This is a genomic window from Natrinema altunense (assembly GCF_000731985.1).
GTDB lineage: Archaea > Halobacteriota > Halobacteria > Halobacteriales > Natrialbaceae > Natrinema > Natrinema altunense.
In genome coordinates, this window is the sequence record NZ_JNCS01000001.1 from 334069 (window position 1) to 359457 (window position 25389).

The 25389-nt window shown below is 65.2% G+C and carries 20 protein-coding genes; 8 read left to right on the top strand and 12 right to left on the bottom strand.

Annotated elements, in window-relative coordinates:
- Window positions 1-99 precede the first annotated feature (99 nt).
- Window positions 100-2478: a PAS domain S-box protein gene (locus ALTAJ2_RS01760; RefSeq protein ID WP_007110560.1), complete on the top strand. Its 2379-nt coding sequence runs from the start codon at window positions 100-102 to the stop codon at window positions 2476-2478.
- Between the two features lie 42 nt (window positions 2479-2520).
- Here the strand turns inward: ALTAJ2_RS01760 and ALTAJ2_RS01765 are convergent, their stop codons facing one another.
- The 4 genes from ALTAJ2_RS01765 to ALTAJ2_RS01780 form a co-directional block, all read right to left on the bottom strand.
- Entirely contained in the window at window positions 2521-3057 is a 537-nt protein-coding gene (locus tag ALTAJ2_RS01765) for a DUF5815 family protein (RefSeq protein ID WP_007110559.1), read from the bottom strand.
- A 210-nt stretch (window positions 3058-3267) separates the two neighbouring features.
- Window positions 3268-3678: a DUF7124 domain-containing protein gene (locus ALTAJ2_RS01770; protein WP_007110558.1), complete on the bottom strand. Its 411-nt coding sequence runs from the start codon at window positions 3676-3678 to the stop codon at window positions 3268-3270.
- A gap of 85 nt (window positions 3679-3763) precedes the next feature.
- Entirely contained in the window at window positions 3764-4012 is a 249-nt protein-coding gene (locus tag ALTAJ2_RS01775) for a hypothetical protein (protein ID WP_007110557.1), read from the bottom strand.
- A gap of 176 nt (window positions 4013-4188) precedes the next feature.
- Complete coding sequence (locus ALTAJ2_RS01780) at window positions 4189-5427, bottom strand: NAD(P)/FAD-dependent oxidoreductase (protein WP_007110556.1); 1239 nt, start codon at window positions 5425-5427, stop codon at window positions 4189-4191.
- 305 nt (window positions 5428-5732) lie between these two features.
- Between ALTAJ2_RS01780 and ALTAJ2_RS01785 the strand changes: the two genes are divergently transcribed.
- The 3 genes from ALTAJ2_RS01785 to ALTAJ2_RS01795 all read left to right on the top strand — a co-directional run bounded on the left by ALTAJ2_RS01785 (window position 5733) and on the right by ALTAJ2_RS01795 (window position 9138).
- Window positions 5733-6347, top strand: coding sequence for a DUF6149 family protein (locus tag ALTAJ2_RS01785; RefSeq protein ID WP_007110555.1), 615 nt, complete (start codon window positions 5733-5735; stop codon window positions 6345-6347).
- Between the two features lie 169 nt (window positions 6348-6516).
- Window positions 6517-7794, top strand: a complete 1278-nt coding sequence (locus ALTAJ2_RS01790; RefSeq protein ID WP_007110554.1) for a polysaccharide deacetylase family protein — start codon at window positions 6517-6519, stop codon at window positions 7792-7794.
- 72 nt (window positions 7795-7866) lie between these two features.
- Window positions 7867-9138 carry an MFS transporter gene (locus ALTAJ2_RS01795; protein WP_007110553.1) on the top strand — a complete coding sequence of 424 codons (1272 nt, stop codon included), beginning with the start codon at window positions 7867-7869 and terminating at the stop codon, window positions 9136-9138.
- Between the two features lie 154 nt (window positions 9139-9292).
- On the opposite strand, the gene ALTAJ2_RS01800 is transcribed toward ALTAJ2_RS01795, so the two are convergent.
- Both ALTAJ2_RS01800 and ALTAJ2_RS01805 read right to left on the bottom strand, forming a co-directional pair.
- On the bottom strand, window positions 9293-10642 hold the full coding sequence (locus tag ALTAJ2_RS01800; RefSeq protein ID WP_049900889.1) for an ABC transporter substrate-binding protein: 1350 nt from the start codon (window positions 10640-10642) through the stop codon (window positions 9293-9295).
- A 405-nt stretch (window positions 10643-11047) separates the two neighbouring features.
- Entirely contained in the window at window positions 11048-12385 is a 1338-nt protein-coding gene (locus ALTAJ2_RS01805) for an ABC transporter substrate-binding protein (RefSeq protein WP_007110551.1), read from the bottom strand.
- Window positions 12386-12662: 277 nt separating this feature from the next.
- On the opposite strand from ALTAJ2_RS01805, the gene ALTAJ2_RS01810 reads away from it, so the two are divergent.
- The 3 genes from ALTAJ2_RS01810 to ALTAJ2_RS01820 all read left to right on the top strand — a co-directional run bounded on the left by ALTAJ2_RS01810 (window position 12663) and on the right by ALTAJ2_RS01820 (window position 17135).
- Window positions 12663-15773 (top strand): methyl-accepting chemotaxis protein, encoded by a 3111-nt coding sequence (locus tag ALTAJ2_RS01810; RefSeq protein WP_050031413.1) that lies wholly within the window; start codon window positions 12663-12665, stop codon window positions 15771-15773.
- Window positions 15774-15891: 118 nt separating this feature from the next.
- Complete coding sequence (locus tag ALTAJ2_RS01815) at window positions 15892-16779, top strand: homoserine kinase (protein WP_007110549.1); 888 nt, start codon at window positions 15892-15894, stop codon at window positions 16777-16779.
- Window positions 16780-16784: 5 nt separating this feature from the next.
- The gene (locus ALTAJ2_RS01820; RefSeq protein ID WP_007110548.1) at window positions 16785-17135 is read left to right on the top strand and encodes a hypothetical protein; all 351 of its coding nucleotides are present in this window, start codon (window positions 16785-16787) and stop codon (window positions 17133-17135) included.
- Here ALTAJ2_RS01820 and ALTAJ2_RS01825 read toward each other — a convergent pair.
- The 4 genes from ALTAJ2_RS01825 to ALTAJ2_RS01840 form a co-directional block, all read right to left on the bottom strand.
- Window positions 17037-17957: a hypothetical protein gene (locus ALTAJ2_RS01825; protein ID WP_239647683.1), complete on the bottom strand. Its 921-nt coding sequence runs from the start codon at window positions 17955-17957 to the stop codon at window positions 17037-17039. The genes ALTAJ2_RS01820 and ALTAJ2_RS01825 overlap by 99 nt on opposite strands.
- A gap of 30 nt (window positions 17958-17987) precedes the next feature.
- Window positions 17988-19223, bottom strand: a complete 1236-nt coding sequence (locus tag ALTAJ2_RS01830; RefSeq protein WP_049900884.1) for an RNA-guided endonuclease TnpB family protein — start codon at window positions 19221-19223, stop codon at window positions 17988-17990.
- Between the two features lie 346 nt (window positions 19224-19569).
- Window positions 19570-20478: a pyridoxal 5'-phosphate synthase lyase subunit PdxS gene (gene pdxS, locus ALTAJ2_RS01835; RefSeq protein WP_007110545.1), complete on the bottom strand. Its 909-nt coding sequence runs from the start codon at window positions 20476-20478 to the stop codon at window positions 19570-19572.
- A 106-nt stretch (window positions 20479-20584) separates the two neighbouring features.
- Window positions 20585-21334 (bottom strand): acetoacetate decarboxylase family protein, encoded by a 750-nt coding sequence (locus tag ALTAJ2_RS01840; RefSeq protein WP_007110544.1) that lies wholly within the window; start codon window positions 21332-21334, stop codon window positions 20585-20587.
- Window positions 21335-21429: 95 nt separating this feature from the next.
- Between ALTAJ2_RS01840 and ALTAJ2_RS01845 the strand changes: the two genes are divergently transcribed.
- The gene (locus ALTAJ2_RS01845) at window positions 21430-22134 is read left to right on the top strand and encodes a DUF1405 domain-containing protein (RefSeq protein WP_007110543.1); all 705 of its coding nucleotides are present in this window, start codon (window positions 21430-21432) and stop codon (window positions 22132-22134) included.
- Window positions 22135-22160: 26 nt separating this feature from the next.
- On the opposite strand, the gene ALTAJ2_RS01850 is transcribed toward ALTAJ2_RS01845, so the two are convergent.
- Window positions 22161-22511: a DUF7344 domain-containing protein gene (locus ALTAJ2_RS01850; RefSeq protein WP_007110542.1), complete on the bottom strand. Its 351-nt coding sequence runs from the start codon at window positions 22509-22511 to the stop codon at window positions 22161-22163.
- 195 nt (window positions 22512-22706) lie between these two features.
- On the bottom strand, window positions 22707-25367 hold the full coding sequence (locus ALTAJ2_RS01855) for a valine--tRNA ligase (protein WP_007110541.1): 2661 nt from the start codon (window positions 25365-25367) through the stop codon (window positions 22707-22709).
- Window positions 25368-25389 lie beyond the last annotated feature (22 nt).

Genomic DNA, 25389 nt, shown 5'->3' on the forward strand with positions numbered 1-25389 from the left:
TCCCGTCGCGGGTACTCCGAGCGGTGTTACGGCCGGCTATAATCGAAATTTCCGGCCACACGCCTTATCACGACGCGTTCCGTTCTTCGTATCAGTTAGATGGCTGCGTCCGGCACTCCCCGCTTCCAGCACCCGATCACCGTTATTTACGCCGACCCGGACCCCGCGGCTCGCCGTCGAACCGTCGACGAACTCGAGTCGGCCGCGGACGAACTCGCGATCGATCCCGTTGCGACGCCGGTCGAGCTCCGCGGCGCGCTCGCGGACGCGGACGAGCGGACGTGTGTCGTCACCGAATATCGATTCGCCGAAACGGACGCGCTGTCGCTGTACGATCGCATCCGGGGGGACGGGGTCGCCGAGATCCCGTTCGTACTCTACACCGCCGATAGCGACGAACGGCTCGCGAGCGACGCCATTACGGCCGGTCTGTCCGGCTACGTCCCGAGAGACGTCGCGGATTCGACGGAGCGACTTCTGGCACAACTCCGAACGGTAGTCGACGGACGGGGGCAGTCGGGCGACGCACGGGCCGTCGATCCGCCCCCGTCGGCCCGAACACCGGGTATCAACCGGGAGCACTTCACGACGCTTTTCGAGTACAGCCCCGACGCGATCATCGTGACGCGCCGTGCCGATCCGAACCGAATCGTCGATGTCAACCCCGCGTTCGAGGAGATTTTCGGCTACGATCGCGATGCCATCTCGGGGGACTCGCTCGACGACGTCCTCGTCCCTGACGGCGACGAGCCGGTTTGCATCGCGGGAACAGTCGGGCTCGGTGACGTAGTCACCGCGGTCGTCGAGCGCCTGACGGTCGACGGCCCCAAACACTTCTCCCTCCGCGGGTTCGCGGCCGAGATCGAGGGCGACATCTACGAGTACGCGATCTATACCGACATCAGCGAGCGGAAACGGCGTGAACGGGAACTCGAGCAATATCGAACCCTCGTCGATACGGTCGGCGATCCGATGTTCGTCCTCGACGCTGAGGGACGGATCGAGATGGTCAACGACGCGATGGCGGACGTGCTCGGGAAGCCGCGTGCCGAACTCGTCGGCGAGCACCCGGCCGACTACATGCCCGACGAGGACGTCGAGCGGGCGAAACGGACCCTCCGCGAGATCCTGTCCGACGACGATCGGACGTGGGAGACCTACGAGATGCAGTTCGAACCCGTCGACGGCGACCCCGTGCTCGTCGAGAACAACGTCGCGCCGCTGGTCGACGATAACGGCTCGTTTACCGGCAGCGTCGGCGTCATCCGAGACATCAGCGATTACAAGGAGCGGGAGCGACGGATTCACCGCCTCCACGAGGGGACCCGCCGACTGATGGCCGCGGAGCGAACCGAGGAGGTCGCCCGCGTTGCCACCGAAATCGCCCACGACGCGCTGTCGCTCGAGATCAATTCGATTCACCTGTACGAGGAGCGGGCGGACGGCTCCCCGCAGGACGACGACAGGTCCACCGCCGATGCGAGCGACGACACGGACGGGAACCGCGGCATGCTCGTTCCGGTCGCGATGACCGACGAGACGGAAGCGCTGCTCGGGACGGTCCCGACGATCGAGGCGGGTAACGGTATCGCCTGGGACGCCTTCGAGGCCGGCGAGACCATCGTCCACGGCGACGTTCGCTACGCCGACAACCTCCGCAACCCCGAGACCCCGGTCCGGAGCGAGATCCACATCCCGCTCGGCGATGAGGGGATCTTCATCGCCAGTTCGACGGCGACGAACGACTTCGAACCCGAGACCGTTACGCTGGCACGCATCCTCGCGGCCAACGTCGAAGCCGCCCTCGAGCGGGCCCGCCGCGAGGACGAACTCGCCGCGCGGACCGCGGAACTCGAGCGCCAGAACGACCGGCTGGATGCCTTCGCGAGCACCGTTTCCCACGACCTGCGGACCCCACTGACGCTCGCGGCGGGCCACCTCGAGAACCTCGAACCCCACATCGACGCCGAGGGCGAGCACTACCGCGCGGAGATCGAGTGGGCGCTCGACCGGATGGACGTCCTCATCGAGAACGTCCTCGCGCTGGCCCGGAGCGGACAACGACTGACGGAAACGGAGCCGGTCGACCTCGGGGCCGTCGCCGAGCGGGCGCATCGAACGGTCGACGCCGAGTTATCCGTCGTTCGGGAGGGGACATTACCCACGGTCGAGGCGGACGAGGAACGACTGCTCGTGCTCTTCGAGAACGTCTTCCGAAACGCGCGCGAACACGTCGGGCCGGACGTAACGATTACCATCACGGCAACCGAGGACGGGTTCGCGATCGGCGACGATGGCCCCGGCATCCCGCCGAGCGAGCGCGAGAACGTCCTCGAGTTCGGATACAGTACTGCCGCGGACGGCACCGGTTTCGGGCTGGCGATCGTCTCCGAGGTCGTCGAGGCTCACGGCTGGTCGATCTCCGTCGGCGAGAGCGAGGCTGGCGGGCTTCGGCTGACCGTCTCGTTCGGGGAGTAACGATACCGAATCCGCCGGGCGATGGGCGTGTGCGGCCGCCTCTCAGAGCGGCTGGTCGTGCTCGCTTTCGAACTCGCGCTGGCGGCGGTACTGGTCGACGAACTCCGCGACATCGAACTCGAGCATCTGGGACTCGAACTCGGTGACGGCGTCGTCGTTCTCGGCGTGACTGATCGCGTGCTCCATGAGTTCGACGACGAGTTCGACGACGACCTCGTGGAGGCGGCGGGCGTCGAAGTCGGTCACCCACAGCAGCGTGTAGCCGACGGCACCGTCGTCGCTTGCGTCGTGGACGACGACCTCCTCGGGGAACTCCTCGAGAACCACGCCCAGCAGGTGGGGCGTCCCGAACTCCTCGAACTCGTCGTCGGTGTCGATCGTCTCCTGAAGGACGGCGACGAGCGACTCCGGGAAGAAACGCGAGGGCGGATGCACGTCGGTCACGACGGCGTGAGCGTCGCCGCAGGGGCAGGCGTACTCGCGCATGCCCAGATCGATCTCGTGGGGATCGACGCGCTCCCCACAGGGGAGCGCGAGGCGATCACCGCTGTCGGAACCCGGATCGCGGGGGTCTGCCATTGTGAGCGCTTCGGCCGGCGCGGGCATAAGCGCGACGACTCGCGGAGAACGGGCGGCTGCCCGGCTTCTGCGGACCGAGTCGTCGAAAAGGGTGGCCGTGCAACTGTGGGGGCAAGGAGCGAAGAGAGAAGCCGGGAGGACACGCTCCTCGCGACCTCAAAGATGGTTTCGGGACCGGTGGGGAACGCCCGGTCGATCCGACGGCGTGGCCTACGGCCAGTCGTCGCGGACCTGCTCCGCGTCGTCGTCCTCGTCGTCGGCGTGGCTCGCCACGATCCAGTCGGCCGCCTCCGCGGCGTCCTCGACGTCGAGGTACTCCCAGCCGACCTCGTCGGCCAGCCGCTCGTCGTCGTCGTTTGCACCGACGTAGACGTAGCGTTCGGTGTCGAACTGGTCTTTGACGCCCTCGAGACTCTCCGCTTTCCCGCGGGGGCCGGAGAAGAAGTCCTGTCGGATGCGGTTCTTCCGCGTGAAGTTCGTCACGACGTAGGTCGGTTTCTCAGAGACGACGCCGATGTACTCGGTCCACCCTCTGGCGTCTTCGAACACGCGCTCGGGCGAGGCGAGTTCCTTGAGCGCCTCGAGCTCGAACGCCAGTGTCATGTCGCTGTCGCCGTTCATGCGTCACCGAAGGCGCGCACGCGGGAAAACGACTTCGATACCACCCATCGGCGAGCGGGCCGGGCTGCGACGCACCGGGGTCGGCTCAAACGCGTGCGACGCGGTAGTAGTCGGTAAAGACCAGTACCTCACCCGGTTCGAGGTCCGTCGCAGCGGTCGAGACGGGTCGGTCCTCCGAAACGGCGCGATAGACGGCCGCCAGCGTCTCCGTGTCGAGCTGATCGACGTGGCGAACTGTCGCGCTCGCCGCGACTGATTCGACTCGCTCGAGTCGGGCATCGGCGTGTTCGATCCGTACTGATTGACGGCGGCGTTCACTGGCAGCCATGTTCATTGTTACCAAATGACCGATACTGACTTAATAGTTCCGGCGCGGGGAGCGACCAGTCCGGCACGGGCGACACTGCGTGTCCCCCGTTGCTGAGCGGCGGGGATCGAAAAGACTGATTCCGAGTCGGCGCGCTCGGCGACTCGAGAACGCGAAAAACGGACTGCGTCGGGCGAACCGGACTACTGTTCCTGAGGCGCTGCGAGGTCGTCCAGATCGACGGACTGTTCCAGGAGCACGTCGGCCTGGTCGGCGACGACGCGCTGTTCGCGCATGAGCTGTTTGAATTTGCTCTGGGGCGAGAGGTCGCCGATGAGGACGCCGCCGACGATCCGGCCGTCCTTGAAGGCGATACGACGCCACTCGGTGTCGCTGTAGCGCCGTTCGGCGTGTTCGTCGCCCAGCGTCGGGTGACCGAAGGAGAGGAACGGGAAATCGAAGTGGGTAATGGAGTACGAGGAGACCCACTGGAACCCTTCGGCCTCCTCGTCGGCGGCCATGTTGACCGCGGCGACGCGGCCCTGTTCCTTCGCCGACCCCCACGACCCGTTCTGACCCTGCTCGCCGAGCAGGACGTCGTAGAATCGAGTGAGGTCACCGGCGGCGTAGACATCGTCGACGTTGGTCTGCATGTACTCGTCGACGACGATCCCGTTGTCCCGTTCGATGTCGGACCCGCGGAGGAACTCGGTGTTGAAGTTCAACCCGATAGCGGCCCCGACGAAGTCACACTCGTAGCGGTCGCCGTTCGGATCGACGGCGGCGGTAACGTGTCCGTCGTCGTCGGTCTCGAAGTGATCGACGCCGCTATCGAAGACCGGTTCGATGCCGACCTCTCGCATGCCCTCGTGCATGATCTCCGCACCGTCGCCGGAGAGGGCATATCGCCACCAGCGGTCGCCGCGCATCAGATACTCGGCCTCGATACCCTGTGCACCACAGACCGCAGCGAAGTCGATTCCGAGGAGTCCGGCACCGACGATGACGCCTTTATCCGCGTTTTCCGCGTGCTCGCGGATGCCGCGGGCGTCCTCGAAGGTCCAAAAGTGGTGAATCCCGTCGGCATCGCTGTTTTCGACGGGCAGTTGTGTCGGCGTCCCACCGGTCGCGACGAGCAGCTTGTCGTACGGAATCTCGCCGCTGTCGTGGGTATTGACGACCTTCGCGTCGGTATCGACGCTCGTAACGTGGGTGTTCAACGAGAGGTCGATCTCGCGTTCCTGATACCAGTCCTCGTCGTGAATCGAAATGGGGGCTTCGGGGAGCTTCCCTTTCGCGTGTTCCTTGATGAGAATCCGGTTGTACAGTGGCTCCCCCTCATCGGTGATGACGGTAATCTTCGCGTCCGGGTCTTCCTCCCGGAGGGTCTCGGCGGCCGAACTACCCGAGATCCCGTCACCGATGATGACGTACTGAGTCATATCGGGAACGTTCGTAATGCGGGTTAAAGTGGGTTGCTATCTCGTCCATTTTACCGTGCGGGGTGCGTTGCCACTACGATTGTAAACTGAACCCCGAATATATTCACCAGAGTGGTTCCGATCCGACCGTTCCGATACCACTTCTCGGACGGACACGGTTTGCCGCCATCTCCGACGGCCGGTCCCCCACCGACGTTCGACTCACCCGCTCGGAGCAGCGACGGGACTCGAGCGGCGGCGAACCGCCGTCGGACCTAACAGTGTTGTCCGAACGGCTCTTTAGGGCCCCTTCCCAAGACGAACCCATGAAACTCCGTCAGAACGCGAAACACTTCGCCTATCGGAAGGCCCTCGAGACGCCGGGCATCCGATCGGTCGCCAACTCGGGACTCGTCAGACTCCATACTAAAATCTTCGCCGGGAAGGCCGACCCCGCCCACGCCGAGGAGCGCACGGCCCACCTCGATGGCCTCTTCGACGCGACGATGGACGCCTACCTGCGTGCGCTACAGGAAGGCTACTCCGAGGCCGAGGCCCGCGAGATCACACACATCCAGGCCAACTTCGACTTCTACAACCACGGTTGGACCGAAATGATGGAGTTCCCCGCCGACGAACTCGAGGCCCACTACGACCGCTACAGCGACTTTTTCGACCGCTGGGACGTCACGATCGCGGAGCCGCTGGGCCAGTTCGCGCCGGCGGCGGGCCTCCCCGAAGCGCCCTCGACGCCCGAACGCCTCGAGAATCCCGACCATCCCCACGCCGAAGGCGGGTTCGCCGACGACGTCTACGTCGAGACCAGCGTTGCGTCGGAGACGCAACGAGCAGACGGCGAAGCCGTCGACGACGACGGCGAACTCGTCGTCGGCGGTCGTGACGCGGCGACCGACGGGTCGCGATCCTCTAGTAGCAACTGAAACGATCGACACACTGATCGTAACGCCGTCGTGCGATCAGGTGTCAACGACGTTCAGTCGCTACTATAGCGGCAGCCAAACGACACTCCGGGTATCCGCCACATACCCTCGGAACCGACGATAGTAACGGGTTCGTAACAATAGCCGCTGTCGACCTGATCAGCCGTGAATGCAACGGCGGCACTATCTCGCAGCGACGGCGTCGCTTTGCCTGGCTGGCTGTCTCACCTCGAGATGGGTCGATTCGGCACCGGCGGAGGCCGATTCGAACGCGAGCGATATCGATCCGCCACCACGGCCCGAATCCGGCGATCCGCCGCCGACGGGCGACCCGGGACTGGTCGGGACGATCGACGACTTCGAGACGCTCGACTCTTGGGAGGTCTTCGGCGCGACGCTCTCGCCCGACCCGTCCCGGTCGGTCGTCGGGACCCAGAGCGCCCGCCTCGAGATTCCGGCGGCCGAGCGGACCGGCGGACTCACGGCGACGTTCGCCGAGCCCCGCGACCTCGCCGACGTCGTTCCGGGCCTCGCCGTCGCGTCGAAGGGGCTCGTCGTCCCGTGGCTCCGATTGACCGACGACGACGGCCGCGAGATCGACTACCGTCGCGGGATCAAGGGCGGTCTTCCGCTCGTCCGATACAACTTCGGGATCGACGCGGTCGCGGCGAACTTCGATCCGACCGCGGTCCGCAAACTCTCCGTCCTCGTCAGGACGAACGCGGGAGAGGCGGAAACCGTCTGGCTCGACGACCTCCATCTCGTGCCGCGACCCGACACCGGGAAAGTGATGTTCCAGTTCGACGACGCCCACATCACCGACTACACGAAAGCGCTCCCGACGCTCGAGGAGTACGGCTATCCCGCCGTCTCGTTCGTCAACCCGGGTCGGATCGAAGCGGAGATGCGCGGTGCCGACGACCCCGGCGGCTTCCCTCGACTCACGGCCGATCACCTCCACGAACTCCACGACGCCGGCTGGGTCATCGGCAACCACTGTTACTCTCACCCGCACCTGTCGACCCTCGAGACGGAAACACAGGAGTCGGAAATCAAGCGGGGAAAGGACTGGCTCGAGGCGGAAGGGTTCGAGGACGGGGCGCGGTACTTCGCCTATCCGCACGGCGACTACGACGAACGGACGCTCGCCCTCGTCGAGCGGCATCACGACCTCGGCTTCGCGGGCGGCCGCCCGGTGCAGGGCTACGCCGTGAACCCGCGACAGACGTCCCGAATCGGCGAACCCACCGCCGAGCGCGCCCGGACGGCGATCGAGCGCACGGCATCGATGCGCGGGATTACCGCGCTGTTTTTCCACCGACTCGAGGGCGATACCCTCGCCGCCTTCGAGGCGGCGGTCGAGACGGTTCACGAATACCGTTCCGCCGGCGAACTCGACGTGATCCTGCCGGCAGATCTCGAGGGGCCGCTCCGGTTCGATTCCTAGAGGGCAAGAGCGCGGACGACGCCGGTTCCCAAGCGGCTAAGTGCACGGCGGGCCCGGAGTCGGGTAACGGATATGGGGCTGAACGCGAACGATCGCGCGATCGCTGGCTTTACCATGGCGGGCCATGCGCTGGTCCACTGGTTCGAGACCTCGATCCCGATCTTTCTGGTCGTCTGGCTGGCCGAGTTCGACGTGGGCGTCGCGACGTTCGGAATCGTGGTCGCGCTCGGATATGCGCCCTTCGGACTGGGGGCGCTCCCCGGCGGTATCCTCGCGGACCGATACGGCCCGAAACGGCTCGTCGTGAGCTGTCTCGCGGGGATGAGCGCCGCGTTCCTCGTGCTCTCGCTGGCCGCGTCGATCTACACGATCGCCGTCGGCCTCGTCCTCTGGGGCGTCGCGGCCAGCGTTTATCACCCCGCCGGCCTCGCGCTCATCAGCACCGGCGTCTCGGAGCGCGGGACCGTCTTCGCCTGGCACGGCATCGCCGGCAACGCCGGCATCGCGCTCGGCCCCTTCGTCGCCGCGACGCTGCTGATCTTCCTCGAGTGGTCGCTCGTCGCAGCGATCCTCGCCGTGCCCGGCATCCTCGCCGTTATCTACGGACTTAGTGCGGAGTTCGATCCGACCGCAGCCGTCGAAGACGGCGTCGACGCCGGCCCCGACGAGGCGTTATCGGTGTCGGAACTCGTCTCGGACTCCCGGGCGCTGTTCGCGAGCGCCTTCGCGATTATCTTCGCCGTCGTCGCCGTCGAGGGACTGTACTACCGCGGCATGCTCACCTACCTCCCCGAGATCCTCCACGGTCTCGAAGCGATCGGCGGGCTCGCCGTTCCCGCCGGTCTCGAGGGAATCGAGCCGGCCGATTACATCTACGTCGGGCTGCTGGTCGTCGGGATGGGGGGACAGTACGTCGGCGGGAAGCTGACCGATCGCGTTCCGCCTGCACGCGGACTGATCGGACTCTTCGCCGTTCTCGCGGTCCTCGCGCTCGCGTTCGTTCCCGGGACCGAACTGGGGCTGCTCGGGATCACCGTCCTCTGTGGCACCTTCGGGTTCTTTCTCTTTGCGATCCAACCGTTCTATCAGAACGCGGTCGCGGTGTACACGCCGCCGGACACGCGCGGGCTCTCCTACGGCTACACCTATCTCGGGGAGTTCGGACTCGGCTCGGCGAGTATCGCCGTCGGCGGCGTCGTCCTCGGCGAGGCCTCGCTGACGGCGTTTTTCGCCCTGATCGCGACCTTCGCGCTCGCCGGGGTCCTCCTCTCGGTCGCGCTGCTCGTCGGCCGCGACCGACTCGTCGACGCCGGCCGCCCCGCCGACGCGAACGCGGACGACTGACGACACCGACGACCGGCGACTCAGACGACGGTTCGACTGGCACTCGAGCGACGGCTGGGGGAGACGCGAACTCCTGTGACGTGGCGGCGTCCATGGTTGCAGACCTGAAACGCCCACTGCTCGGGATTCCTCCGCCTTCAGATGGAGGTGGATGTCAGGCGAGCCACGGCGGCGTGACGTAGCCCGAGCCGGTCGCCTGTTCCGGCGGCCAGATGACTTCCTGTCGTCCCTCGCCGTCGTCGTCCTCCTGCCACTGGAAGTAAACCGTCTCCGCCTTGTTATAGACGAGGTCGTGGGCGACCGGAGTGCCCGCGACCTCGGCCTCCCGATCGTAGAACTCGACCGTGCCGGCGGTCCCGGTAAAGGAAACGTCCTCGAGCGCGGGGACCAGCTCCTCGTGGTCGAACGTCCCCTCGTCTTCGACCGCCGATGCGAACAACGTGATCGCATCGTACGTGTGGTAGCCGGTATAAACGGGGTTCGAGCCCTCGAACATGTTCCGATACGCCTTGACGAAGGGTTGCGTAGCGTCGGTTATCGTACTGTTCGCCGTGGCGCTGCTTTGGCCGATTGCGTACTGACACTCCCCGCCGACCAGATCGTAGTACGCCGGGAGTTGCATCGGAACGTGGATGCCGCCGAAGTCGAACTCGCGTTCGGGAACCCCCCAGTCCATCAGGGCGCTGGTCCCGGTGTGGGCGGTCGTGATGAATACCGCGTCGGCCTCGACCGCTTCGACCTCGTCGTACCGGCTCTCGAAGCTGTCTATCGACGGCGGATACCGCTCCTGGAGCGCGACATCGACACCGGTCTCCCCGATCCGGTTCTGATAGACGCCCCACGGTTTTTTCGTCCACTCGTAGTCCTCGGCGAGGAGCGCGATCGAGTCCCAGCCGAGTTCGCCGGCCATGTCGGTCAGGAAGTCGATCTGCATGCGGCCATAGTCGATATCGCTGTTCGGTCCGGCGCGGAAATGATACTTGTACTCGTCGTACTGCTCGTGGACCAGCCGACTGACTTCGGTCGTCGCCGCGCCGGAGGTCAGATGGATCGTCTCCTGTTCCGCGATGTCGTCGATGATACCCAGCAACGCCTCGCTCGCGAACACGCCGGTCGTTACGTCGACGTCTTCCTCGAGAATGAGCCGCTGGTACTGGCGGCGCGCCTCCAGCGGACTCGAGTTCGTATCCCCCAGAACGAGTTCGACCTCTCGGCCGTCGATACCGCCGTCGTCGTTGAGCTGCCTGACCGCGAGCGTTGCGGCTCGATACATCGACCGGCCGATCATGTCGCTGTCCGGGTCCGGTGCCAACAGCCCGATTCGAACCGGATTCGCGCCGTCGCTCTCACCGACGATCGAGCCGGCCGTCTCGAGACAGCCGGCACCCGCCGTCCCCGCCGCAACTCCACCCGTCGTTTGCAGGAATCGCCGTCGGTTCACGCCTCGAGAGTCCGGGCTCGCCGTCGCCCGTGAACCGAGCCCCGTCGCAGTATCATCAGACATCTTGACACTCGTTTCGTCTTAATTCGCTTAGTGTTTGTGGTAGTGTACCAATGTCATGGTACGGTCCGAGGCAGTCGAAAAGGGGGACGTCAGATCAGGTCCACAGTAACGTTCAGCGACTGCTATCGTGTTCGCGACCGTCACACCCGATCGTTCCGGGCACCCGCCGGAAGTCGACGGACTCGAGCGGGGGAGTCAGTTCGCGGGTAGTTCGCGGTCCTGCCGCAACGACGCGGCCTCGGGTTTGCTCGTGAGGTCGCGGTACTGACGACGGACGAACGGCGGGCGAAAAAGGCGACCCTGCGAGTCGCCGACGGGGAGTGTGACCCGTCGAGAAGGCAGCAACTCGTCGGCGACTGGGTCGTGGGTCACACGGGGAGGGGCCGTCGGCGGCCGGTAACCGGTCTAGAGCCAGTCCGGCGTCATGTACTCGGCACCGTCGGCCGCGTACTCGTCGGGCCAGATGACCGTCTGCTGACCCTCACCGTCGATTTCCTGCCATTGGAAATAGACCGGGTGGACGTTGTCCTTGCCGTAGATAACGTCGTGTGGGTGTTCGTCGTCGGTCCCGTGGAACTGGATCGTGCCGGTGGTGCCGATGTGTTCGATCTCCTCAAGCGACCCGACCAGGGCGTCCGACTCGAGGGAGTCGGTTCGCTTGGCCGCCTTGGCGAACACCTTGACCGCGTCGTAGGCGATATAGCCGGTATAAACCGGGCTTTTGCCGCCGTTTGCGTCTTGATACGCCGTGACGAAATCCGACGTCTTGTCCGTGAGATTGGCGGTATCGGTCGCGCTGGCGTAGCCCGCGGCGTACTCGCAGTCGCCGCCGGTCAGCCGGTAGTACGACGGGAGTTGCATCGGGACGTGAATGCCGCCGAACTCGAAGTCCCGTTCCTCGGGCCGCCAATCCGCCAGTGCGGCGGTGCCGGTGTGTGCGGTCGAAATGAACGCCGCGTCGGCGTTCGACTCCTCGACTCGAGTGTAAATCTCCGAGAAATCGTCGGTCGCCGGCGGATACCGTTCCCACGCCGTCACCTCGATATCGGTCTCGGGGAGGCGACTCCGATAGAAGTCCCACAACCCGTCCGTCCAGGCGTAGTCCTCCGCGAGGACCGCGATGGAGTCCCACCCGATGTCGCCGCCCTTCTCGGTCAGGAAGTCGAGTTGCGCCTCTGCGAGGTTGGTCCCGTTGATCGGCCCGACGCGGAAGTGATACTTGTAGTCGTCGTACGACGACTTGACCCGCTCGCTGGCCACCGTCGTTGCGGAGCCGGCGGTGAGATGTATCGTCTCTTGCTCGGCGATCTCGTCCAGCAACGGCACGAGGACTTCGCTGGTGGAAACGCCGACGGTGACGTCGGCGTCCTCCTCGAGAATGAGCCGCTGGTACTGGCGGCGCGCCTCCTGTGGGCTGCCGTTGGTATCGCCGACGACCATCTCGACCTCACGGCCGAGGATACCGTCATCGTCCTTGAGTTGGTCGACGGCGAGCTGCGCACCTCGAACGATCGAGCGCCCCGTCGCGTCGCTCTCCGGGTTGGGTGCGAGGACGCCGATCGTGACAGGATCAGCGTCGTCGTCCCCGACGACCGATCCGGCCGTCTCGAGACAGCCGGCGAGGGAGAGGCCGGCCGCGCCACCCGCAGTCGTCTTCAACACTCGACGGCGGTCGAGGTTCCGTCGCGGTCCGTTACTAGCGGGACCCGTCGCGTTCGCACGGTCGTGGTTTCCGTCGTTCATATTGCCCAATGCTTTCGACCTCTGTTTCTTAACGGTTGTGGAGAATAACACTTGTCGGAGGCTGTATAGCGAGCTGATATACCCGGGAAAAGGAATTACAGATTCGTCCGAAATCGGTCATCCAATGTAGGATTTATTTCAGACCGCGGGCAGAGATATAACAGCACTGGAAAAGAAAATCAGCATATCGTCCATAGGTGGGAACATTTTCCGATTATCAGCACCGATAACCGCGGCTGACAATTTATGTAGTGGCGAGAACAGGCGTTTCGTATCCATGGATTTCGCTCGACGGTTGGTACCGACAGCTATCCGACGCAGGTACGCGGTCAAGTTCGGGATCGCGTTGCTCATCCTCGGATTGTCTGTCGGGCTGATCGGATTCGTTGCGACAGGGGCAATCGCCGATCAGGTGGAGAATCGGGTGCAAAGCGATCACGCTTCCGCCGCCGGACAGGAAGCCCAGAGCGTGCAGATGTGGAACGAGCAAAACGAGCACACGATCGGGACGATCGCCCGATCGGACGTCGTCGCCAGCGACGATCCGGCTGCGATCGAACGGCGTTTCCTCGACTGGCAGGAGCACTTAGACGCCGATACGTTCGATATCTCCTACGTCAATCTGAACAACGGAACCGTGACCGCGAGTACTAACGAGGCCTATCGCGGGGCACCGGCAACCGATATCGATAACGTCCCGAACGAAGCCTACGAGGAGGCCTCGAAAACCGTTCCGTGGGTCTCCGACGCCTATCTCGCTGAAGGGGAGTTCGGCCAGAACACGACCGTCCTCACGTACGTCCAGCGCTCCGCCGACAACGAGAACCGAGCGATCGTCTACACCGCCGATCTCGAGGCGTACGCGAACCAGTTGCAGGACGAGGAAGGGGTCACGACGGTGGTCCTCGACGGTGAGAACGACGTCATGCTCGACAACGCCGACTACGGTGGGAACCACCAAACGTTCGGCTACACCTACGGCGACGACACCGGTCTCGCACAGAGCGCACGGACCGAGGGCGCGACCACGAAGCAGGTCGCCGGCTCGTCGCTCTCGCTTGGCGATTACGAACTCGATGAGGACAGCGGCGACTACGTCGCCAGTTCCGCCCGCGTGTTCGGGACCGACTGGGTCGTCCTGACCGTCGAACCCGCCGACCAGGCACTCGGGTTCGTCAACAGCGTCAACCAGTGGGGGCTCGTGGCGACGATTCTCGGGGTCGTCATGATCGGCGCGGTCGGTGCAGTCCTGGGCCGAAACACTGCCGTCTCGATCGACCGGCTCACCGACAAGGCCAGCGAGATGGAGGACGGGAACCTCAACGTCGACCTCGAGACCAAACGGATCGACAACATCGGCCGACTCTACGACGGCTTCGGCTCGATGCGCGACGCCTTGCGCGAACAGATCGAAGAGGCCGAAGCCGCCCGCATGGAGGCCGAACAGGAACGCGAACGCGTCTTGGAGATCAACGATCACCTCGAAGACAAGGCCGCCGAATACTGTTCGGTCATGGGCGAGGCCGCTGACGGCGACCTCACCGCTCGTGCGGACGTCGAAAGCGATAACGAGCAGATGCAACAGATCGGCGAGGACTTCAACGAGATGCTCGACGAGATCGAGCAGACCATCGCCGAACTCAACCGGTTCGCGACCGACGTCGCGACCGCCTCCGAGCAGGTGACCGCCTCGAGCGAGGAGGTCCGATCCGCCTCCCAGCAGGTCACCGAGTCGATTCAGGAGATTTCCGACGGTGCGGACCGACAGAACGAGTCCCTCCAGTCGGTCAACCAGGAGATGAGCGGCCTCTCGACGACGACCGAAGAGATCGCCGCATCCTCGAACGAGGTGGCCGACATCGCGGAGCGGACCGTCGACACCGGTCAGGAAGGGCAGGAAGCCGCGCAGGCGGCGATCACTGCCATGGACGAGATCGAGATCGAGGCCGGTGACGCCGTCGCCGAGATCCGTCGCCTCGAAGAGGAGGTCCAACAGATCGACGAACTGATCAACACGATTTCCGAGATCGCCCACCAGACGAACATGCTGGCGCTGAACGCCAACATCGAAGCCTCCCGCTCCGCGGGCGGCAGCGACGACGAAGGGTTCTCCGTCGTCGCAAAGGAGGTCAAGGCGCTCTCCGAGGACGTCGCCGAAGCGGCCGACGAAGCCGAGGACCGACTCGAGGCGATCCGCAAGCGGACCGAGGCCTCCGCCGCCGAGGTCGAGGGCACGAGTACCGACATCGAAAACGCCAGCAACCGGGTTGAGGAAGCGGTCAACGCGCTCGAGGAGATCGCCGACCTCGCTCAGGAAACCAACGTCGGTGTACAGGAGATCTCCGCAGCGACCGAAGAGCAGGCTGCCTCCACGCAGGAGGTCGTCGCGATGGTCGACGACGCCGCGACGATCTCCGAGGAGACGACGTCGGAAGCCGAGAACGTCGCCGCCGCGGCCGAAGAGCAGACCACTGCACTAACCGAAGTCACGAAGTCCGCCTCGAGCCTCTCCGAACAGGCCTCCCAGCTTTCCGAAGCGCTCGACCGGTTCGACACCGACGTCGACCACGTGGACCTCGACTTCGAATCGACGTTCGACGTGGACGCGGAATTGGATGCGCCCGCGGCGATTGACGACGATGCGGCCGACGGCGAGTCGGCCGAGGAGGGGCAGGGTATCACGTTCGACGCCGACGCCGCGAGCGAGCAGGCCGACTCCGACGAGACCCTCACGTTCGACGACGCGGACGAGGACGCCCACGAACTCGAGGCGGACGAGGACGCGGACACCGCCGATGCCGACCCATCGACAGAGACCGCGTTCGAACCCGAGACGTCGGCCGCCGATCCGATCGATCACGCCGGTGACGATCCGGCGACCGACAGTGGAGCCGATGGCGACGCGACCGAGGAACTCGGTGCCGAAGAGATCCTTGGAATCGAGGGGAGCGAAGACGACGAGTCCGACGCAGTCGAGTCGACCGACTCGACCGATCCGCTCGCCGACGACGCCTTCGGAGCCGACGGTGACGAGACGACGGACACGACCGATCCGCTCGCCGACGACGCCTTCGGAGCCGACGGTGACGAGACGACGGACACGACCGAGTCGACCGGCCCGGCCGACCCGCTTGCCGACGACACCCCCGAATCCGACGGGGACGACACGGCAGACACCGCCGAACCGGCCGGCGACGAACCGGACGCCCAACCGCTTGGATCGGTCGACGACGGTGGCAATGCGGAGACCGACGACGAATCGGCTGCCGACGAGACCCCCACGACCGACGATCCCGAGAGCGACGAGACTGACGACAGCGACGGGCCCGACGAGGGCGGCGACGAAGACGACGACGTGTTCACGTTCGGTGCGACGGACGAGGAGTAATCGCCCGATCGGGCTCGGATAGCTACCGACGACCCGATTCCATTCTCGAGTCGAGGGACGACAGCTGTCGTCGGTATCGTTCGCTACCTTTTTGACTGCCGTCTAGAAAGGAATCGGCATGCTTACAGTGCGGGCACCCGCAACGAGCGCGAATCTCGGGAGCGGCTTCGACGTGTTCGGCGTCGCTCTCGGAACGCCCGCCGACGTGGTCCGGGTCGAACGAGCCTCGCGAACGACGATTACGGTGACCGGGGCCGGAAGCCAGTACATCCCGGAAGACCCCGACAAGAACACGGTCGGCGCAGTCGCGGAGGCGCTCGACGCCCCCGCACGGATCCGGATCGACAAGGGCGTTCGGCCGTCCTCGGGGTTGGGATCGTCGGCCGCGAGCGCCGCCGCCGCCGCCGTTGCACTGAACGAACTCTACGATCGGGGCCGCTCTCGTGCGGAACTCGTCCCCGTCGCCGCCGAAGGCGAAGCGCTCGTCTCCGGGGAAGCACACGCCGATAACGTCGCGCCCTCGCTGCTCGGCGGCTTCACCGTCGTCACCGACGACGGCGTCACGCACGTCGACGCGTCCGTCCCCGTCGTCGCCTGCCTGCCGGATATCTCCGTTTCCACGCGCGACGCGCGCGGCGTCGTTCCCGATTCGGCCTCGATGGATGCGGTCGTCGACACCGTCGGCAACGCCGCCACGCTGACCGTCGGGATGACGCGGAACGATCCAGTTCTCGTCGGCAAGGGCATGGAAGACGAGATCGTCACGCCCGAACGCACCAAACTGATCGACGGCTACGAGCGCGTTCGCGAGGCCGCTCTCGAGGCGGGTGCGACCGGCGTCACCGTCAGCGGGGCCGGCCCGGGGATCCTCGCGGTCTGTCACCGCCGCAACCAGCGGGCGATCGCCTCGGCGATGGTCGACGCCTTCGACGCGGTCGGCGTCGAGAGCCGCGCCTACCAGACCGCGGTCGGCGAGGGCGCGACGCTGTACCGGGACGATTCGTAGCCGCGATGGGGACGCGAACCGACGCCGCGCTCGCACTGCTCGCGCTGGCTGCGGTCACGAGTTTCGCGGTCCGCGCCGACGTAACGCTGGCTCCGATTTTCCTGATCGGCGGCGGTACTGCGACGATCGCCTTCGAACTCCTCGCCGCGCGAGAGTACGAGACCGTCCGGCAGTACTGGGACCGACGGAGCGTTCAACTCGCGTCACTCACGGCGGCGATCGGTGGCGCCGCTGTCGGCGCCCGAGTCGCACCGGTGCTAGTACTGTCGCTGTGCTGTGGTGCGGCGATGTCCTATCTGGCCGTTCTCGCGCTCCGCCGAACGGGTATCGTTCCGCCGCCGCAGACGTGGTGGTAGCGGCGACTCACGTCGAGCGCGCAGCCGTCTTCCAGCGCCGCCCGTAGATCCGCGGGAGAGCGTGTCGATTTTCGCGTGTCGAACGGTGGTCGGGACGGTCGACATCCTCGTGGAAACGCTGTCCGGGAGCGGGCCGGACGGGACTGACGAGACGGCAGTCGGGTTGTTCGAGACCGGTTTCCGGCCGGCAGAGCCGGGACCGCGCCCCGTCGACTCGTACAGGGACTCGAATTTCGAATGCCCCTCGATGACGCCCCCTCGTGCAGTTCGGGCGGCCTTCTTCGCTTCTTGCTGCAGCGCCGCGTTCGTCGCCGCCGGCTTCACGTCGTCGACGAACCGACGGATCTCGGCCGCCGCCTCGGAGTCGCCGGACGCTTCGAACGCGTCGGGGCCAACGATGTCCTCGAGTTCGCGTTTGAGCTGTCGAAGCTCTCGCTGGAAGTCGACGAGATCGACGGTGTTCCAGAGCGCTCGCAGTTCGACGCCGTCTCGGATCGTACTGAGGTCCGGTGCCAGAGCCGGATCGCGCTCGTGGATCGCGTGCGGGATTTCGTCGAACGCCACGAGAGCCGGCAACGCCAACACGTCGACGGCGTCCGGCAGCGTCTCGAAATCGATCGTTTCGAGGAGGTCGTCGACTTCCGTGACGACATCCAGCAGTTCCGCGACCGTCGCCTGCGTCTCGTCCGACGCGTCGGTTGCGGTTTCCCGGAGCAATCGCTCAGTGCCCCCCGTAATTCGGTCGAGGAGTTGCTCGACGCTGGTCGGAGACGATGGCTGGCTCGTGACATCCTCCCCGAGGTAAACGGCGGGGCTTCCCACGACAGTGGGATTCCGGCTATGCCGTAGGTTTCAGTCCGAGTAGGCCGCGAGCGTCATCTGCGAGGATTTCTCGCTCGTCTCGCGGTGGACTGTGGCGCTGTCACTGGCACTCCCGTTCCGAGGCGAGTCATCGCGTTCCGGTTCCCAAGGAACGCTCTCTCCCCACGGATCTACGCGACCGGCGATGTTCGCCGCCGCGTTGATATCTGCTTGGAACTCAGTTACGTGGCAGTCGTCGTGTGGACAGACGAACTCCGCTTGCTGACTACGCCGACCGAGGCGGTCGCACGCGTGGCACGTCTGCGAGGTGTACGCCGCGTTGACGTACTCAACCCGAATCCCTGCTTCGGCCGCCTTGTCTTCAATTCGGCCTTGAAGCCGGGCGAACGCCCATGCGTGAAGGCGTCGGTTCATGTACTTCCCGTAGTCCAAGTTCTCACGGATGTAGGACAGATCCTCCATCACAACCACCGGATCGTCAAAAGACTCGGCGTACTCGACCGCCTTTCGAGACGCTTTCTCGACGATATCCGTCAGTGCGTTCTGGTAGTGGTCGAAGCGTTCGTCCACACGCCAGTCGGCGGCGTCACGTTCCTGAAGGCGTTTCAGCGTCGTGAACATCTCCTTGCGGAGGTGTCGCGCTTGACTGCCACTTTCGAGCATCGGTTTCGTCGGCGTGTTGCACTTGAGGGCACAGCCCGTAATCAACGCGGATTCACCGATATCGAAGCCAATGTACGTCTCGTCGCCGTCTGTCTCTGGTTCTTCGACCGAGTACGTGACGGTGACGTGCAGCACCCAACTACTCCGGTTCTGCTGAAGCCGAATCTGACCGGCCTTCGCGTCCTCGCTGAGGAGATCATGCCACAGCGGTTCCTGTTCGGGGTTAATCCGAAGCGGAATCCAGAAGTTCGTTCCGTAGCCCGGAAGTGGAACATTCCAGCAAATCACGTGGTGTCGAGATTCGTCGCGGTCGAACTTCGCGGCCTGATTCGTGAGCCGGATCGGGTGTTCGTCGTCTAACTCGCGGGCATTGTACGTCTTCCGGAGCTTCGGGACGTAGCTACACAGTGCAGCCTTCGCCTGATACGGGAGGTCGAACGGCGTTACTACGTCGGAGACGCCGTTCATCGTATCGGCACCGGAGTCGAACGCATCGTGCAACGCCTCGCGGTAGGTGGAGAGAAGGCGACGGAGGCGCACCCCTTTCCCCTGTGTCGGTGGGGCAAGAGTCGCCTCGAGCGTTTTCGCCACCTCCTCTGCCATACCCATCTATACACATCTGCCACACTTATACATTGAGGAGTTGTAGCGAGACGTGATGGAACGGAAGCAAATAACGATCCGAGAAGATCAAGTCGAATGGATCGACGAAAACCACATCAACTTATCCAGTCTCGTAAGAGGCTGCATCGACGAACGTATGGAATCCAGTTCCGCCGATTAACGGCGGCTGCGGAATCAAGTGACGCGATTCACGCCCGGCCTAAAGGCCGGGATTCTCTCGCTGTTTAAAGATAGAGAGGGTACATCGTATACGGAGAAAACGGACGTGCTTGCCGATCAGTCGTCGTTCCGGAGCGTCAGCATGCGGCGACGGCGTCGTCGTCAGTTAGACGCCCCGACCCTGCAGCTTCTCCTCCTCGGGGAGGTCGACATTGGCGTCGCCTTTCATGCTCTTGCCGAGGTTCTTCGAGATCTCCGCGAGCGTCTCGGGGTCGTCCCAGTTGTTCGTCGCCTCGACGATCGCCTCGGCCATCTCGGGCGGGTTCTCCGCGCCGAAGATGCCGCTGCCGACGAAGATGCCGTCGCACTCGTGGTGCATCATGAGCGCGGCGTCGGCCGGCGTCGCGATGCCGCCCGCGGCGAAGTTGACGACCGGGAGTCGCCCCATCTCGGCGGTCTCGTGGACCAGCTCCGCGGGCGCTTCGATCTCGCGAGCGAAGGCCTCCCGTTCCTCGTGGCTCATGCCCTCGAGTTTCCGGATCGCGCCCTTGATCGTGCGCTGGTGGTGGACGGCCTGATTCACGTCGCCGGTGCCGGCCTCGCCTTTCGTCCGGATCATCGCCGCGCCCTCGTCGATGCGCCGGAGGGCTTCGCCGAGGTTCCGCGCGCCGCAGACGAACGGTGCGGTGAACTCGCGCTTGTCGATGTGGTAGGCGTCGTCGGCGGGCGTGAGCACCTCGCTCTCGTCGATCATGTCCACGCCGACGGCTTCGAGGATCTGGGCCTCCTTCGTGTGCCCGATACGGGACTTGCCCATGACCGGGATCGAAACCGACTCGACGATCTCGGCGACGTCGGCGGGATCGGCCATCCGAGCGACGCCGCCGCGCTTGCGGATATCGGCGGGCACGGCTTCGAGCGCCATCACCGCGACCGCGCCGGCTTCCTCGGCGATACGGGCCTGTTCGGGGTCGACGACATCCATGATGACGCCGCCTTTCTGCATCCGCGCGAAGCCGCGCTTGACGAGATCAGTCCCGCGCCGCAGTTCCTCGAGATCGGTGTTTTCGGCCATACTGACCGGTTAGGAGCCCCGCCACTTACGCGTTTCTTTGGGACCGATTCGGCCGCCGGAGCCAACCGGTTCCGCGGGTCCACGGAAACGGCATCGAACCGGCCGCTCACTCGACCAGCCGTTCGCCCTCGAACAGACGGGCGCGGACGTCCGAGCCGTACAGCCGTGCGAGCGGCCGTCGCCACAGCCCGAGCTCGCGGGCCAGTGCCGACGGAATCGAGAGCCGCGTCCCGAGGCCCGACCCGATCGCTACGTCGCCCCGAATCCGGGCCGTCGTCCGCACGAGAGTCCCGTCTTTCGTGGTGTAACTGGTCAGCGTCCAGTCGCGCGCTCGCGGCTCGAGCCGGGGACGAACGACCTCGAGCCGGATGGGGGCGTCCCCATAGCGGCCGCCGTCGACGACGGTGCGGATCCCGTCCGGGCCGTCAGTCACCGTGATGGCGGCCAGTTCCTTGGGGTATCCCCAGATCTCGCGCCCGAGCGCGACCGAAGGCGCAGTCGTCACCGGGAGCCAGTGGACGTAGCCGCCGAGGTCGCTGCCCGCAAGCTGTGCGAGCGGGCGGGTCGTTCGACCCCCGCGGACCGCCGGAACGATGACCGCGAACTCGTCGTAGGGCTCGAGTCCCGTCCCGTCTCGATCGTCGCCGACCCGGTGGTACTGGATTCCGACGAGGGTGACACAGCCGACGCCGGGCGCGAGCGCGAGCGCGGAGAGTCCGTCCGGGAGCGCCGCCTCGAGCCGGCCGCGGCGCGCGGGGACGGTCGCGCCGCCCATCGCGAACGACAACTCGAGCGGGAGGGACACCTCGTGACCGGTCGAGAGTTGCGAACGTGGTCGTTCGTCGGCCGTCGTCATGGCCGACAGTACTGCGGACGTGGTCGTAGTAGTACGGGTCGCGGACGGCGCGATAACCGCTACTGTTTTGCGGGTTCCGGCCGTCGCGCCGGACGATGACCGCGTCGACTCGGCTGGCGGATCACGATCGTGCCGACGACGAGGCGCTCCCACCGTCTCTCGCACCGGTTCCGACGACGCTCGAGGATCTGGGGCTGCGGTTCGCGTGGCTCGTCGTGGCGATCAACCTCGCGGGGACGGCCTTCGGGTTCTGGTACTACTCCGGACAGTTTACCGAGACGACGGCCGCACTTTGGCCCTGGGTCCCCGACAGCCCGCTCGCGACGCTGTGTATCGCGCTCGCGATCGCCGCGTGGAAACTCGGCCGCGAGCAGCCGTGGCTGACCGCGCTCGCGTTCTTCGGCAACGTCGTGTTGGGCCTGTGGACGCCGTACACGCTGCTCGCGTTTGCGGACTCCTACGCGTACCTCCACCCGCTGATGTACCACTTCCTCTTCTGGAGCCACCTCGCGATGGTCGTCCAGGCGCTGGTCCTCCACCGGATCAGCGGCTTTCCGGTGTGGGCCGTCGCCGTCGCCGCCGTCTGGTACTGGAGCAATCTCATCGTCGACTACTTCGTCCCCGTCGTCGGCGACCCCCACCACACGATCATCCCCGTCGAACGCGACGCGGCCATGTTCCTCGAGGCCGACGCGCTGGGCGTGATCGCCGCGGGCGAGGTCACGTTCGTCCTGCTGGCGCTGTTTCTCGCGCTCGCGATCCGGGTCAAGAAATGTGAGGGGGCTCGGAGTCGGTCGTAATCCGACTCGAGCGCGATGACCCCCGCCTACGGTTCGTCGGCGTACGCGAGTTCGAGGTACGGATCCAACGAGCGGGCTGCGGTTCGGCGCTCGACCGTCTCGGCGTCCGAATCGTACTGCAGGACATCCGAGTCGATCAGCTTCCGCAGATGGTTGTGGTGGAATTCGATGGCGATGCAGTCGATCCCGTCGTTGTCGACTCCCTCCCGATCGGCGATCCGATCAATGAGAACCTCGAGGCTGACGGCCTCGACGTTCCGCGAGAGGTAGTACAACGCATACCGCCGCTGATCATCGAGCAGGAGTTCGAAGATCAAGTTCGAGGGAAGCGACAGTTCTGTTTCTGTGGGAGTGGCGTCCACGGGTTTGGTCGTCATGGGGTTCTGTACTCGGCTTACGCGGCGGCAAACGACGCCTCGGCTCTCGTCGACTCAGCAGAGTACGAGTCACGATTAGGTGTAGTCCGTATAGCCGTTCAGATACCCCTCGTCGTTTTCCAGTAGATTTCGAGACCGTCAACGAGACTGACGGATCCGGGGCGAACGCGACGAGCCGGATCGGTCGGACGGCAGCTACTCGAGGATGACGACCGCGGACTCGGTCTCGAGCATCTCGCCGTCGCCCGAGTAGGTGCGCTCGTACTCGACCTCGAAGAGGTCGGCCTCGAGTTCTTCACCGGCGACGCGCAACACGCCATCGTCAGCATCGATCTCGTACTCGCCGCTCTCGATGCCGGCGTCGATCTCGCCGACCTTCGAGCCGAACGTCGGCCCGAGCGTCGAGTAATCGAGATCGATTTCGGCGACCTCGGTCGAAATATCGGGCTCGTCCTCGAGGAGCGTGAGATCCCGCACGTGCATCACGTTCCGGATCGCGTCCTCGAAGCCGTCGACCGGGCCGTAGACCGATACCGACTCGAGGTCGGCGTTCAACGGGAGCTGGTTCTCGCTCTTGTAGCGACGCAGCGCGGAGATGACCTCCATGGCGGTCTCGCCGGCCTCGAGATCGGCCTCGTGGCCCTGCGGGGCGGGCCAGTCCCGGACGTGAATGCTGCTGTCCTCGAGGGCCGCGGTCTCGTCTTCGTACACCGCCTGCCAGATCTCCTCGGTCACGTGCGGCAGGAACGGCGCCCACAGTTCGAGGAAGGTCCGGTGGGCCGTCCGCAGCGCGTACTGCGTCGACGGGTTGTCCTCGCGCGTCTTGGCGATCTCGAGGTAGTCGTCACAGAAGGTGTTCCAGAAGAAAGTCCGCAGCCGGTCGCGGGCCTTCGCGAACTCGTAGTCCGCGAGGTGTGCGGTGAGGTCGTCGATGGCGTCGTCCAGCTCCGCGAGGAGCCAGCGATCGATCGCCTCGAGGGCGGCGGGTTCCGCCGGGTCCCGGGGCGCGAGCGTGTCGACGAGCTTCGAGGCGTTCCAGAGCTTGCGCAGCAGTTTCTCGCCGGCCGTGAGGTCCTTCTCTTGATACGGGAAGTCGTCGCCGACGGCGGCGCTGGCGGCCCAGAAGCGGACGGCGTCGACGGGGTAGTCCGCGAGCACCTCGTCGGGTTCGACGACGTTGCCCCGCGATTTGGACATCTTCTCGCGGTTCTCGTCTAACACGTGGCCGTTGATCATCGTCGCGTCGAAGGGTACCTCGCCGGTGTGTTCGTAGCACTTGACGATGGTGTGGAACAGCCAGAACGAGATGATGTCGTGACCCTGCGGGCGGAGATCGAACGGGTAGAGTTCGGGGTTGTCCATCCGGAACTCCTCGGCGTCGGTGTCCCAGTCCCAGCCCGCGTTGATCAGCGGCGTCAGCGAGGAGGTCGCCCACGTGTCGAAGACGTCCTCCTCGGCCTCGAACGCGTCGTGGCCGCATTCGGGACAGCGATCCACCGGCGGGTCGTCGCTCAGGGGATCGACCGGCAACGCCTCCCGCTCGGCCATGATCGGCTCGTCGCAGTCACCGCAGTACCAGACCGGGAACGGAATGCCCGAGTCGCGCTGGCGCGAGATCAACCAGTCCCACTCGAGGCCCTCGATCCAGTGTTCGTAGCGGCTGTACATCTTCTCGGGGTACCAGTCCATCTCCCGACCGGCCTCGAGGTACTCCGCCTTGTGATCTAAGATTTCGACGTACCACTGCTTGGAGACGCGGTACTCGACGGCGGTGTCACACCGTTCGTGGACCTGGACGGCGTGGGTGATCTCCCAGCGGTCGCGCAGGGACCCCTCATCTTCCAAGTCCTCGACGATGGCCTCGCGGGCTTCCTCGGTGGACATGCCCTCGTAGTCGCCGGCGAGGTCGGTCATCGTCGCGGATTCGTCGATGGCCACGCGCAGCGGCAGGTCGTGGGCCTGGTACCACTCGATGTCGTTCTGGTCGCCGAAGGTACAACACATCACGACGCCGCTGCCCTTCTCCATGTCGACGCGCTCGTCGGCGATGATCGGCACCTCGTGGCCGAACAGCGGAATACGAGCGGTTTCGCCGACGAGGTCCTGGTTCTCCTCGTCGTCGGGGTGGACGAAGACGGAGACGCAGGCGGGGATGAGTTCGGGTCGCGTCGTCGAGATGACGAACTCGTCGCGGGGTGCGTCGTCGCCGACCAATTCGAACGCGATGTCGTTGAAATGCGAGCCCCGCTCGTCGTCCTCCATCTCGACCTGCGAGATAGCCGTCTCGCAGTCGGGACACCAGATCGCCGGGGCCTTCTTCCGATATTCGCGGCCCTTCTCGTAGAGGTCGAGGAAGGAAAGCTGCGAAACCCGCTGAACCCGCGGTTCGATCGTTTTGTAGGTGTTGTTCCAGTCGATCGAGGTCCCGAGGTTCTGCATCTTCTCGGTAAACTCGGCCTCGTATTCCGCACAGACCTCGCGGCAGCGTTCCTGGAACTCGCGGCGTTCGTAGTCCTGGTGGCGGATGTCGAGTTCGGACTCGGTCAAGCGCTCGCTGGCAATCCCGTTGTCGTCGTAGCCGAACGGAAAGAGCACGTCGCCGTCGTGCATCCGCTGGAATCGCGCGGCGAAGTCCTGCAGGGTCGAGCCGTAGAGGTGGCCCATGTGCAGGCTGCCCGACACCGTCGGCGGCGGCGTGTCGATCGAGTAGACGGTGTTTGGGTCCCGTTTCTCGTCGCCGTCGTAGGCGTAGACGTCCGCGTCGATCCAGCGCCGCTGCCAGCGCGACTCGACCGCTTCGGGATCGTAGCCGCCCTCGAGGGTGGGTTGGTCGCCCGCTTGCTCCCGTGAGTCCATGCTCATGCTCTCACCGCCCGTC